The sequence below is a fragment of the Thioalkalivibrio thiocyanoxidans ARh2 genome (genome assembly GCF_000385215.1).
Classification (GTDB): domain Bacteria; phylum Pseudomonadota; class Gammaproteobacteria; order Ectothiorhodospirales; family Ectothiorhodospiraceae; genus Thioalkalivibrio; species Thioalkalivibrio thiocyanoxidans.
The window spans coordinates 1-11,739 of the sequence record NZ_ARQK01000018.1; the positions used below are offsets into that span (position 1 = coordinate 1).

An 11,739-nucleotide genomic window follows, 5' to 3' on the forward strand; every position below is an offset into this window, starting at 1 on the left:
AACACCTTGCCTCCATCCACTGGCACGAACGTCAGGACAGCCGTTGTCTTGACCTTATCCCCCCGTATGAAGCCCCTTGCGGAAGGGTCCTCGGGACGGAAAAGAGGCGCTGACTGTCTGAGCGTAGCCGAAGGCGTAGCGAGTTTCAGCGCCGCCGGCCCGAGGGCCCTGGAGCAAGGTCCCCGGGCGGAATCCGGGTGCCCTTCTTTGGGTACTTTCTTGGGCAAGCAAGAAAGTACCTCGCGGCGCGCTCGCGAGTGAGCGCACGGCAGTATGCGGACCGAAGGCACGTAAACACCGGATGATGAACCGGGACCAGCCACAAGGCGGCTGGACTGAAAAGCCGCGCGAGGGCGCGTCAGACCGGGCGGTGGGGACAGGCGCTGTCGTCGCAGTCGCCGTACAGGACCAGGGCGTGGTCCTTGATGGAGAAGCCGTGCTGGCGCGCGATCTCGCGCTGGCGGGTCTCGATGGTCTCGTCGAAGAACTCTTCGACACGGCCGCACTGGTTGCAGACGATGTGATCGTGGTGCCCGCCGCGCTCCAGCTCGAACACGGCCTGATTGCCCTCCAGATGGAGCCGGCAGACCAGTCCCGCGGCCTCGAACTGGGTCAACACACGGTAGACCGTGGCCAACCCGATCTCCTCGCCGGAGTCGAGCAGTTCGCGGTAGATCGCCTCGGCCGTCAGATGACGCGTCTCGGAGTTTTCCAGGATCTCCAGAATCTTCATCCGCGGCAGCGTGACCTTGAGCCCCGCCTTCTTGAGATCGCTTGTTTCCATCCTTCGATTCCCGTCACCGGATTGCTTGAGAGCATCCGGACGCTTTGGTGTACCATGCGCGTTCAACGGCCCATCCGACTTCTGGGGACCCGCCGGCTCGATGATCAAGATTCTCATTTCTATTGCCGTGGCTGCAAGCCTGCTCAGCGCCTGCAGTGGCTTCAATCAGTTCCGCCTCGATGTACAGCAGGGCAACGTCATCGACGCGACACAGGTGGCCCAGATCCAGCCGGGCATGACCCAGCAGCAGGTCCGCTTCCTGATGGGCACGCCGCAGATCGACGGCGCGTTCAAGCGCGAGGACCGCTGGGACTACGTCTACTATCGCCGCCCGGGGATCGGCCCCACGGAGCAGCGCCGCGTCACGGTGTTCTTCGAGAATGGCGTGGTCAGCTACGTCGATTCCGACGTGCCGCAGCCGATCGCGCTGGACGAGTACCCGGTCGAGATCGACGACGACTGATCGCGTCCGGCCGGCTCAATCGTCGGACGAATCCTTCCCACTCCCGGCCCCGCCCTCCGGCTTCTGATCCGCCGGCTTCGCTGCCGCCTGACTGTCTCCCTTCTGGTCACCACCCTTGCCGGGCTTCTTCCGGTTCTTGCCGGCCCGCTGACGACGCACCTCTTTCGGGTCTGCGATCAGCGGGCGGTAGATCTCGATGCGATCCCTGGGGCGCAGGACCGTGTCACGGCGAGTGAGCTTGCCAAAGATCCCCACCTTGGCGTTGTCCAGGTCGATCTCGGGGAACTGCGCGTCGATCTCCGACTGGCGCAGGGCCGCATCCACGGTCGTGCCCTCGGGCACGACCAGCGGCAGGATGACCTGACGATCGGGGCGCGCATAGGCGACCTCGATGCGGATCGTGCCGTCCCCCGCCTCGGGGCTGACGGCGCCCGCCTGGTCATCGGCCACCGTAGACCTCGCGCGCGCGCCGCACGAAGGCGTCGACGAAGGAATTGGCCAGCTGGTGGAAGATCGGGCCGATCGCGAACGACATCAGCCGGCTGGCGAACTCGAATTCCAGCTCCAGCGAGATGCGCGTCTGGCCATTCTCCAGCTCGGTGAAACGCCAGGTGCCGTGCAGGCGACGAAACGGACCGTCAGCCAGGCGAATGTCGATGCTCTCGGGGCGCTGTACCCGGTTGCGGGTGGTAAACGACTTGTGCAGGGCCCCCTTGGCCATCTCGATGGTCCCCTCCACCTCGTCGTCGCTGCGCATGCGCGCGCGCGAGCTGCGGCAGCCCGGAAGAAACTCGGAGTAGGAATCCACGTCGTTGACGAGGTCGAACATCTGCTCGCGGGTGTACGGGACCTCCGCCGAGCGCCGGACTGTCGAGGACATCAAATAAGCTCCACCGCGCGCAGGAACACAAACAGAATGGCGATCGGGGCCACAAAACGCACCAGGAAATACCAGATCTGGTACAGACCCCCGAGTTTCATGCGCAGCTCGGACTGGACCGAGCGCTCGGTCATGCGCCAGCCCACGAACACCGCGATCAGAAACCCGCCCAGCGGGAGCAGGATGTTAGCAGTCACATAGTCCAGCAGGTCCAGGATCCCCATGTTGAACAGGGTGTAATCGGACCAGACGTTCAGCGACAGCAGCGCGCCGATCCCCAGCAGCCAGGCGGCGATGCCGATGCTGGCGCTCGCGGCCACGCGCGTCATGCCGACATTCTCCACCAGATAGGCGACTGCCGGCTCGATGATGGAGATCGACGACGTCCAGGCCGCGAACACCAGCAGCACAAAGAACATCGTCCCGAAGTAGAGCCCGCCCGGCATCTCCGCGAACGACAGGGGCAGCGTGACGAAGATCAGCCCCGGGCCCTGCTCGGGCGAAAGGCCCGCCCCAAGCACGATCGGGAAGATCGCCAGCCCGGCCATGATCGCCACCAGGGTGTCGGCCCCCACCACGGCCGCCGAGGTCCGCGCGATCGAGGCGTCGCTCTGCAGGTAGCTGCCGTAGATCATGATCGCGCCCATGCCGAGGCTCAGCGTGAAGAACGCCTGCCCCATCGCCAGCAGCACCGCGTTGGCCGTCAGCGCCGAGAAATCCGGGTACAGCAGGAACTCCAGCCCTGCGATAAAGTGCCCTTCGATCATCGCGTAGCCGACCATCACCACCAGCATCACGAACAATAGCGGCATAAGGATGGTCACGGCCTTCTCCAGGCCGGACTGCACCCCGCGCGCGACCACCATCGCGGTCATCACCATGAAGATCGTATGCCAGGCCAGCAGAGCCTCGGGATTGGAGAGCAGGCCATCGAACATGGCCTCCGAGCCGTCCGCATCCAGGCCCATGAAACCGCCGGTGCCGGACTTGAACACGTAGGACAGTGACCAGCCGGCCACCACGCTATAGAACGACAGGATCAGGAACCCGGCGAGTACACCGATCCACCCGATCATGCCCCAGCCACGGCTCAGCCCCTCCTCGCGCGCCAGCGTCACCATCGTGTTGATCGGACTCTGGCGCCCGCGCCGCCCCAGCAGGATTTCCGCCATCATCACCGGCAGGCCGATCAGCAGGATGCAACCGAGGTAGACCAGCACAAAGGCCCCGCCACCGTTATCGCCCGCGATATAGGGAAAGCGCCAGATATTGCCGAGTCCGACAGCCGACCCGGTGGCCGCGAGGATAAAGGCCAGGCGGGTCGTCCACTGACCGTGGATGGAAGTCGTGGCAGGCATCAGCGGCTCCTTGTTGGTTGTACCCGTTCCAGCGATTGGCGCAACCACGTCCTGGTGTGGTTGTCGGCACAAGCGGGGTTTCGAGTCGCCCGGAATTGTGGGGCAGGCTTCCCGCAGGCTCAACTGTGCCCGGCCAGCGCTGACCCGCGGGCCTGTGTACGTTATGCGTGTTTCCCTCGGCTTTCGCCCTGTGCGTGCAGTACACTGCGCGAGCCATGGGAAAGCCAAAGAAGAAAAAGGACGCCGGTTCCAACACCATCGCGCTGAACCGCAAGGCGCGCCACGATTTCTTTATCGAGGACCGCCTGGAGGCGGGGCTGGAGTTGCAGGGCTGGGAGGTCAAGTCGATGCGCGCCGGCCGTGCCCAGCTGAGCGAGGCCTACGTGCTGCTGCGCAATGGCGAGGCATACCTGTTTGGTGCCCACATCACCCCGCTGCCCACCGCCTCCACCCATATCAACCCGGATCCGAGCCGCACGCGCAAGCTGCTACTGCACCGCTCGGAGATCAACCGCCTGATCGGCGCGGTGGAACGAAAGGGCTATACCCTGGTGCCCATGGCCCTGTACTGGAAACGCGGCCGCGCCAAGCTGGAGATCGGCCTGGCCAAGGGCAAGAAGGATTACGACAAGCGGGCGGCCAAAAAGGACAAGGACTGGCAGCGCGAGCGGGCGCGCATCCTGAAACAAGGCTAGGAGCCTGTCGGATTTGGGCGATCATGGCGAGCGTGGGGGAGAGCAGCCGTCAGTCCCGAGTCCGACAGGCCCCTAGAGAAACCCGGTCCTAGTCAGGCGGGTGCCCCCGTTCCCGCCACCACCAGCGCCGAGTCAGCCACCCCAGTTTCGTCGCCCCCAGCACGCCTGCCGTCAATGCCTTGGCGGGCCGCAGCAAGCGCATTCCTCGCAGCTGGTCCACCGCGAACCCCAGCAGGAACGCCCTGGGGATCGTCTCCGGGGAGCCCAGGCGCTGCAGCGCGCGCCACCAACCGGTGGCGCGCACATCGTCGCGCAGCACGTCGACCTCCCCGTGCAGCCGCCGCCGCAGAGCGCGGGCGTGGCGACGCAGGCCCAGCCAGGTGCGTGCCATGGCCTATTCCGTATCCCGCGTCTCGGGCCGTGCGACCAGGCCCCGCACCAGGGCACGGGTCTCCGGGTACGTCATGCCGTGCAGCAGCCGGCCGATCCCGCGTGCAACCAGCCAGGCGAGCGCGCCGGTCAGCACCGCCACGATCACCAGCGACAGCGCGGGCGACACCCCCGCATAGGCCTGCAGCAGCATCACCACGGCCGCGACCAGGGCCAGCCACACGGTGACCAGCAGCAGCCCCAGCACCACGGCAAACACGATCACCCCCACCGCATTGCGCACCAACTGCCGGGTCTCGGTCCCCAGCAGCTCGCGCGAATCTCCCAGGATGCGGCCGAGGTCCTGCATCACGGCCCCGGGGTCGGCGGTATCGGAATCCGGTCGCTCGCGCGCCGGGCCCTCGTCCTGCGTCGCCATCGGTTACTTGCGGCGGGTCAGCGCCGAGAACAAGGGCCCCGCCACAAAGGCCAGGCCGATCGCGGTCAGCGGATTGTCCCGAACATAGTTACCAACCACGCGCAAGACATCCTCGGAACTCTGGCGCGCCTTCTCCGCCCGCTCGCGGACCTCCTCGTCGGCATGCGACAGCCTCTCGCGGATATGCTCCTCCGCGGGGGCCGCGTGTTCCGCCGCCCGATCAACCGCCTCGTGGGCCTGAGCCGCCACGCGTTCGGTGGTGGAAGCGGCGTTCTCTGCTTCACCTCTTGTCTTCGTGTCTTTCGTCGCCATCAGCAGGTACTCCCTTCATCGGTGTGGATAATCATCCGACTGCTCACCCGCGGGATTGGTTGCAGCGTCGTCGTCGAAATCGCTCAGTCCCGACAGGATGTCCGGGTCTTCCTCCATCACTTCCGAGGTGTCCACCAAAGCCGAGCTCCATTTGGCCCGGAAGTGTTTCCACAGGCTGGCCACAAAGGCCGACAACGGCACGGCCAGAATCATGCCGATAATGCCGCCTAGCGCCGTGCCCCAGAAAAAGATCGAGATGACGACAATCGCCGGATGCAGTCCGGATCGATCCGCCATGATCTTCGGAGTCAGCAGCCAGCTTTCGATCAACTGCACCACGGTGAAGACGGCCAGCACCATTGCTACCAGCGCCAGCCCCCCACCATCAGGCTGCAAATAGGCTACAGGCAAGGCCAGCATCAAGCCGACGATGGTCCCCAGATACGGCACGATGTTGAGGAACCCCAGCATCAACCCGAACAGGATCGCCGCCTGCAGGCCGATCAGCGAGAAACCGGCCGCCAGCAAGACCCCCATGATCAGGGCGATCACCACCTGCCCCTGAAAGAATGCCGTCACGTACCCCACGAACAGGCGCCCGAGGAACATCAGCTCGTGCTGGGTCTGGGGCCGAAAGATCGACAGAACCTCGCGTCCGCCTTCCTTCAGGCGTTCTCCGGAGAGCAGCGCGAAGAACAGATACAGGGGTACGAAGGCCAGCCCGACGACCACAGCCACGTAGTGCATCAGCTGCGAGCCCATGCCCTCCAGGTTCGGCACGATGCTCTGGAGATCCAGGTCTTCCAGCATCGAGGCGACACGATCGGTCGCCTCCGGGAAGGTGCGCGAGAGCGACTCGTAGGCATTCTCCGCCAGACCCGGGGCGGCCTTGATGAACTCCTGCACCTGATGGCTCGCCGTGGGCACGACCAGCACCGCGGCGCCCACCAGCGCAACCACCACCACAGCGAACAGCGAACTCACCGCGCCCATGCGCGAGAGTCCCGCCACCCGCTGCAGCCAGCGCACCACCGGATAGAGGATCAGGCTCAGTACTCCGGCGACCGACAGCGGCAGCAGCAGCGCATAGAAAAACGAAACGATCTGCGCCAGCAGCCAGACCAGCAAGGCCACCAGCCCGGTCAGGACCATGAAGGCGGCCAGCACAGCAACATAGCGGAACAGGGTCCGCTCGAAGGCGCTGAATTCGATGCTCGATGAACGTTGTTCTTCCACGGAGAACTCGTGTAGGGCCACCATTCGACCCTAGCGGGCCAGCCCCGATCTGCCACGGCTCACGCCGCCGTTTCCGGCATCAGTTCACAGAATTCCCGCGGGGGCTGCGGGCGGCGAACGCGGGCACGCTGCCCGATTCAGAGCAAATCGGCCCATTCGGTCAGGGCGAACCAGATCACGTATCCCCCATAGAGGATCAGGAACACAATGCTGAGGATGGTGATCGGGCGAAAGCCCTTCACCCGCACCTCGTAGGAGACATCCTCCCCGCGTGCGCGCCGGCGCCGCACCTCCAGCCAGCGCGATACCCGCCACCAGACAAACAGCAGGATCAGGACAACGGTCAGGAACTTCAGCATCGCGGTTCGCTTCCTCGCACGGGACTTAGGGAAACACTGATCAATGTACACGCTCGCGCTCGAGTCGCTTTTGCGTGCGCACAAGGCGCGGTGACCGCCGTGCAGTCATTCTGCACAAGGGAGCCGCAACGCCGTGCGCGCCCGTTGTTATCCAAAACGGGCGGCCGAGCCCCTTCGGGGTTGGTATCCCAGGTTCCCCGATCCGGCGTTGCACCGCTTGCGCGGTAGAACCACTACCCGCTTGCACGACGCGCCTTGTCTCGGAAAACCTGGGGTACCAACGCGAGTGTGTACATTGATCAGTGTTTCCTAGGGGAGATGCTGAACGCGACACTACCCGAGAATGCTCCCCGCCGCATCGTCCCCACCACCCCCGCGCCCCGGGTGTCGCCTGTCGCCCGTCACCCCGTCGCCATCCCGGCCGCAGCGCAGCGAAGAGCCGGGATCTCCGAGGCCATGCATCACCCCGACGCCCGAGATCCCGGATAACCGCTCCGCGGTTTCCGGGATGACGACACAGACGGTTAATCATGGCGTCCCGTGCTGTCCTTGCCCCTGTGGGAGCCTGCTTGCAGGCGAAGCCCCTGCCAGGCCCGCCCGGCCTACCCACGCCGCTTGGTATGCCGCGTGGCCGGCGCATTCCACGGGTCCTCCGGCCAGGGGTGCTTCGGATAACGCCCCTTCAGCTCGCGGCGCACCTCCGGATAGCCGTTCTCCCAGAAGCTGGCCAGATCCTGCGTGACCTGCACCGGTCGCCGCGCCGGCGACAGCAGGTGCAGCACCAGTGCCACGCGGCCACCCGCCACCCGGGGCGTCTCGCCCAGGCCGAACAGCTCCTGCAGCTTCACCGCCAGCACCGGCGGGTCCTGCGTGTAATCAATGCGGTGGGCGGAGCCGGAGGGGACCTCGATCCGCGCCGGCGCCTCCCGTTCCAGTTGCTGCTGGTGGTGCCAGTCCAGCCCCGAGCGCAGGATCGCCGCCAGATCCAGCCGCTCCAGATCCCGGCGCCGCGTGACCCCGGCCAGATACGGCCCCAACCAGTCCTCGAGGGTCATCAGCAGCGCGTCGTCGCGCAGATCCGGAAAGCCAGCCTCCGGCAGTGTCTCGTGCAGCAACTGGATCCGCGCACGCAGTTGGGTCGCGGCGTCATCCCAGGGCAGCAGTGCAAGACCCTCGCGGCGCAGCCGCTCGCACCAACGCGGGATGGTGGCGGCGGGGTCGTCCAGCGCGACCATCTGCCGCTCCACCACCAGCGTGCCGATCCGCCGAACCCGCGCGTTCTCCAGCCGTGCCCCGTCCTCCACCCAATCGCAGCGCGTCTCTCGGTGAAAGAGCTCCGGGGCCTCCTGCTCCAGTGCCGTCAGTTCCAGCGCCACCGCACAGCGGATGCGCGCCTCGCGGTCGGCATCCGTGCAGTCCACCGCGACCAGGTAGTCGGCATGCGCCAGACGCTCGCGCTCCGGCAGCCACGCGCCGCGACCGTTCCCCATCACGAAGCGCCCGGCCGCCTCGCCGCGGCGGCGCGCGATGCGCTCCGGCCAGGCCAGCGCCGCCAGCACGCCCAGCGCCGTGCTTTCGTCCAGCACCGCATCCGTAACGGCGGGGCGGTCCCCGAGTCGTGCCAGTGCCTGTTCCAGACGGCGCAGCCCGGATTGCCAGACCCGGCCACCCGAGCGCCGCGCGCGCTCCAGGCGCGCGCCAAGCTCCAGCGGGGCCTCCGGCCCGGCCACGCCCGGCTCCTCTACCGCCACCGCCAGTTCGCAGGCCAGGCGCGCAAGCCCCCGCTCACGGCCCCGCAACAGCATATGGGCCAACCGCGGGTGGGTCGGCAGGCGCAGCAGGGCCTGCCCGTGCCCGGTCATCCGCCCGTCGGCATCCACCGCGCCCAGCTCCGCAAGCACCGCCTGCGCGGCGGCCAGGCCGTGCGCGGGCGGCGGCTCGAGCCAGTCCAGTTCGGCCACCGCCGCGCCCCAGCCGGCCAGTTCCAGGGCCAGCGGCAGCAGGTCCACCTGCTGCATCCCCGGCGTCGCGTAGTCCGGGCGCACGACCTCGTCGGCCCGCGACCACAGGCGGATCGCTACACCGGGCTCGGTGCGACCGGCACGCCCGGCCCGCTGCTCGGCGGCGGCCTTCGACGCCGGTAGCGTCACCAGCCGCGACAACCCGGTCGCCGCATCGAAGCGCGGCTCGCGGGCGAGCCCCGCGTCGATCACCACACGCACGCCCTCGATGGTCAGGCTGGTCTCGGCGATGTCGGTGGCCAGCACCACCTTGCGCTCGCCCTCCAGCGCCGGGCGCACGGCCCGAGCCTGCTCCTGCGCCGACAGCCGCCCGAACAGCGGCGCGATGCGCGCGGGGCCGGAGGGCGTGCCCAGTCCCTTGCCCATCCCGTCGCCCAGACGCGCGGCCACCTCGCGGATCTCGCGCTCGCCGGGCAGGAAGACCAGGATCGAGCCCGTCTCCGCCGCCAGCGCGTCGCGAACCGCCTGCGCCACGCCGTCAGCCAGCGGGGCATCCTTCGCCGTTGGGGCGTAACGGACCTCGACCGGGAACTGCCGCCCACGCGCTCGCAGCACCGGCACGGCATCCGCCTCCGGGCCGGCCAGCAGCCGGGCCACGGCCTCGTCGTCGAGGGTCGCCGACATCACCACGATGCGCAGCTCCGGGCGCAGCAGCCGACGCACCTGCAGCGCAAATGCCAGCGCCAGCTCGGCCTCCGGCCGGCGCAGATGGAATTCGTCGAAGACCACGGTGCCAACCCCTTCCAGCAGCGGGTCGTCCTGGATGCGTCGCAGGAACAGACCATCGGTCAACAGCTCCACCCGGGTGCGGTCCGAGACCTTCTGTTCGTCGCGCACGCGGTAGCCGACTGTCTGCCCGGCCGATTCGCCCAGCTGCTCGGCCATGTAGTTCGCCGCCATGCGCGCGGCCAGCCGGCGTGGCTGCAGCACGATCACGCGGTCATCGGGATGGGCATCGGCCAGATGCAGCGGGACGCGCGTGGTCTTGCCGGCGCCCGGCTCGGCCACCAGCACGGCGGCACCGCGCGTCTGCAGCGCGGCATCCAGGGGGTCCAGGAGGTCTTCCAGCGCCCGGGCCTGCGGCGCCTCATTCAACTCTTTCGCCATCTACAGCGGTCAGTTCGCGACCACGCGCGTACCGGCCTGCACGCGGTCCCCCGGGCGAGTGACCACACGCTCGCCCGCCTCCAGGCCCTCGAGGATCTGCGTGGCGAAGCCCGAGCGACGCCCCACCTCGACCTGGCGCGGCTCGGCACGGCCGTCCTCGACCACGAACACCGACCACTCGCCGCGGTCGCGGAACAGCGCGCTGGTCGGAACCTGCAGCACGTCATCCCCTTCCCACAGCAGGAACTCGGCCTCCACGCGGTAGCCCACTGCCAGCCCGGCCATGCGCGCCTCCACCGCGTCGAGGTCGAGGATCACCGGTACGCGCTGCTCGTCCACGCCCAGCGCGGAGATCCTGGTAAAACCGAACGGCTGCACCCGGCGTACGGTGCCCTCCAGTTCGGCATCGCGGCCCCAGTCGGTCAGGCGCACGCGCATGCCCGGCACCACGCGCACCGCGTCCATGGACAGCAGGTCCACCTGCACCTCAAGGTCGTCGAGATCGCCCACGACCAGCACCGGCTCGCCGGCCCCGATGGTGCCTTCACAGCAGCGGTAGCGCTCCAGGACCACGCCCGTGGCTGGCGAACGCACGGTCAGGGTGTCGGCCTCGGACTCCGGCATCTGGCCGCTGGCGATGTCCAGTACCACGCGCGCGCTCTCCACCTCGCTGCGCGCGACCTCCACCGCGGATTCGCCGGCGCGAACCGCCGAGCGTGCCCGGTCGCGTGCGGTCTCCATGCGCTCCACCTCGGTGGCGGAAACCGCACCCCGATCGAACAGCTCCTGGTAACGGCGATACTCGGATTCCGCGAAACGGGCCTCCGACTGCAGATTTTCCAGATTCGCCTCGGCACTCTGCAGCCGCGACCGCGCGGCGGCCAGGTTCTCGCGCGCCTGCTCGCGGGAGCGTGCATCCAGCGCCGGGGTTGGCAACGGTTCCATGCGGAACAGCGCGTCGCCGAGCTCGACCGCATCGCCCTCTTCCAGCCGGACGCGATGCAGGAAGCCGGCGATCGGTGCCGACACGGTAAAGGTGTCGCGCAGCCGCGTGCGGCCTTCCTCGCGCACGGTCTCCTCGAACGGGGCGGCCTCGACCGTGGTCAGCGAGACCGGCACCGGCTGCGGGCGCAGCGCCCATACCAGCGCGGCCACCCCCGCCAGCACGATCAACCCAACCGTGATTCGCTTTCTCATCGCCATAGGCTCAGTCTCGCAAATCCCGCCATCCGGCGCTCCCCCTCATCGCCCGGCACACCGGGGCGCCGATATACAAGCTGCCACCCTCGGTTATCACCTGAACTGTGGTGGGCGACCAGCCGCTGTGAGGCTAAGCATGGTTCGGCATCCGGTGTTTATGGTGCCTTCGTCTGGCCGCCTGCCTGCGCTGTCTCGGCAGCGCACCCCGAGGTACTTTCTTGCTTGCCCAAGAAAGTACCCAAAGAAGGGCACCCGGATTCCGCCCGGGAACCTTGCTCCAGGGCCCTCGGGCCGGCGGCGCTGAAACTCGCTTCGCTCAGACAGTCAGCGCCTCTCTTCCGTCCCGAGGACCCTTCCGCAAGGGGCTTCATACGGGGGATGAAGGTCAAAACAGAAGGTATCCCCACGCCTGCAGCCAATCTGGCCTCTGTAGGGTGCAGTTGAGCGCAGCGAAACGCACCGTTCCGACGTCGGGGCAACCCTGATGCGATTCGCTACGCTCATCTGCATCTACCC

13 protein-coding genes are annotated in these 11,739 nt (G+C 67.5%); 2 read left to right on the top strand and 11 right to left on the bottom strand.

What is annotated here, in order from left to right; translation table 11 throughout:
• Positions 1-358: 358 nt before the first annotated feature.
• Positions 359-784: a ferric iron uptake transcriptional regulator gene (gene fur / locus G372_RS0100390; RefSeq protein WP_018864820.1), complete on the bottom strand. Its 426-nt coding sequence runs from the start codon at positions 782-784 to the stop codon at positions 359-361.
• A gap of 100 nt (positions 785-884) precedes the next feature.
• On the opposite strand from fur, the gene G372_RS0100395 reads away from it, so the two are divergent.
• Positions 885-1,247 (top strand): outer membrane protein assembly factor BamE, encoded by a 363-nt coding sequence (locus G372_RS0100395; RefSeq protein ID WP_018864819.1) that lies wholly within the window; start codon positions 885-887, stop codon positions 1,245-1,247.
• Positions 1,248-1,262: 15 nt separating this feature from the next.
• Here G372_RS0100395 and G372_RS0100400 read toward each other — a convergent pair whose 3' ends face one another.
• The 3 genes from G372_RS0100400 to G372_RS0100410 are packed head-to-tail and all read right to left on the bottom strand — an operon-like array spanning position 1,263 to position 3,485.
• Complete coding sequence (locus G372_RS0100400) at positions 1,263-1,697, bottom strand: RnfH family protein (protein ID WP_019624729.1); 435 nt, start codon at positions 1,695-1,697, stop codon at positions 1,263-1,265.
• Entirely contained in the window at positions 1,687-2,127 is a 441-nt protein-coding gene (locus G372_RS0100405) for a type II toxin-antitoxin system RatA family toxin (protein ID WP_018864817.1), read from the bottom strand. The genes G372_RS0100400 and G372_RS0100405 overlap by 11 nt, the downstream gene beginning before the upstream one ends.
• Complete coding sequence (locus tag G372_RS0100410; protein WP_019624730.1) at positions 2,127-3,485, bottom strand: sodium-dependent transporter; 1,359 nt, start codon at positions 3,483-3,485, stop codon at positions 2,127-2,129. Before G372_RS0100410 ends, G372_RS0100405 begins: the two co-directional genes overlap by 1 nt.
• Before the next feature lie 215 nt (positions 3,486-3,700).
• On the opposite strand from G372_RS0100410, the gene smpB reads away from it, so the two are divergent.
• On the top strand, positions 3,701-4,180 hold the full coding sequence (smpB, locus tag G372_RS0100415; RefSeq protein WP_019624731.1) for an SsrA-binding protein SmpB: 480 nt from the start codon (positions 3,701-3,703) through the stop codon (positions 4,178-4,180).
• Between the two features lie 88 nt (positions 4,181-4,268).
• Here smpB and G372_RS0100420 read toward each other — a convergent pair whose 3' ends face one another.
• The 7 genes from G372_RS0100420 to G372_RS0100450 all read right to left on the bottom strand — a co-directional run bounded on the left by G372_RS0100420 (position 4,269) and on the right by G372_RS0100450 (position 11,226).
• Positions 4,269-4,571, bottom strand: a complete 303-nt coding sequence (locus tag G372_RS0100420; protein ID WP_018864814.1) for a hypothetical protein — start codon at positions 4,569-4,571, stop codon at positions 4,269-4,271.
• Positions 4,572-4,574: 3 nt separating this feature from the next.
• On the bottom strand, positions 4,575-4,988 hold the full coding sequence (locus tag G372_RS0100425; RefSeq protein WP_019624732.1) for a hypothetical protein: 414 nt from the start codon (positions 4,986-4,988) through the stop codon (positions 4,575-4,577).
• 3 nt (positions 4,989-4,991) lie between these two features.
• Positions 4,992-5,300 (bottom strand): DUF883 family protein, encoded by a 309-nt coding sequence (locus G372_RS0100430; RefSeq protein ID WP_020008802.1) that lies wholly within the window; start codon positions 5,298-5,300, stop codon positions 4,992-4,994.
• A gap of 15 nt (positions 5,301-5,315) precedes the next feature.
• Positions 5,316-6,536: an AI-2E family transporter gene (locus G372_RS0100435; RefSeq protein WP_026340443.1), complete on the bottom strand. Its 1,221-nt coding sequence runs from the start codon at positions 6,534-6,536 to the stop codon at positions 5,316-5,318.
• Positions 6,537-6,673: 137 nt separating this feature from the next.
• Positions 6,674-6,895 (bottom strand): hypothetical protein, encoded by a 222-nt coding sequence (locus G372_RS0100440; protein ID WP_018864810.1) that lies wholly within the window; start codon positions 6,893-6,895, stop codon positions 6,674-6,676.
• 602 nt (positions 6,896-7,497) lie between these two features.
• The gene (gene hrpB, locus G372_RS0100445) at positions 7,498-10,023 is read right to left on the bottom strand and encodes an ATP-dependent helicase HrpB (RefSeq protein ID WP_019624735.1); all 2,526 of its coding nucleotides are present in this window, start codon (positions 10,021-10,023) and stop codon (positions 7,498-7,500) included.
• Positions 10,024-10,032: 9 nt separating this feature from the next.
• Complete coding sequence (locus tag G372_RS0100450) at positions 10,033-11,226, bottom strand: efflux RND transporter periplasmic adaptor subunit (protein ID WP_026340444.1); 1,194 nt, start codon at positions 11,224-11,226, stop codon at positions 10,033-10,035.
• Positions 11,227-11,739 lie beyond the last annotated feature (513 nt).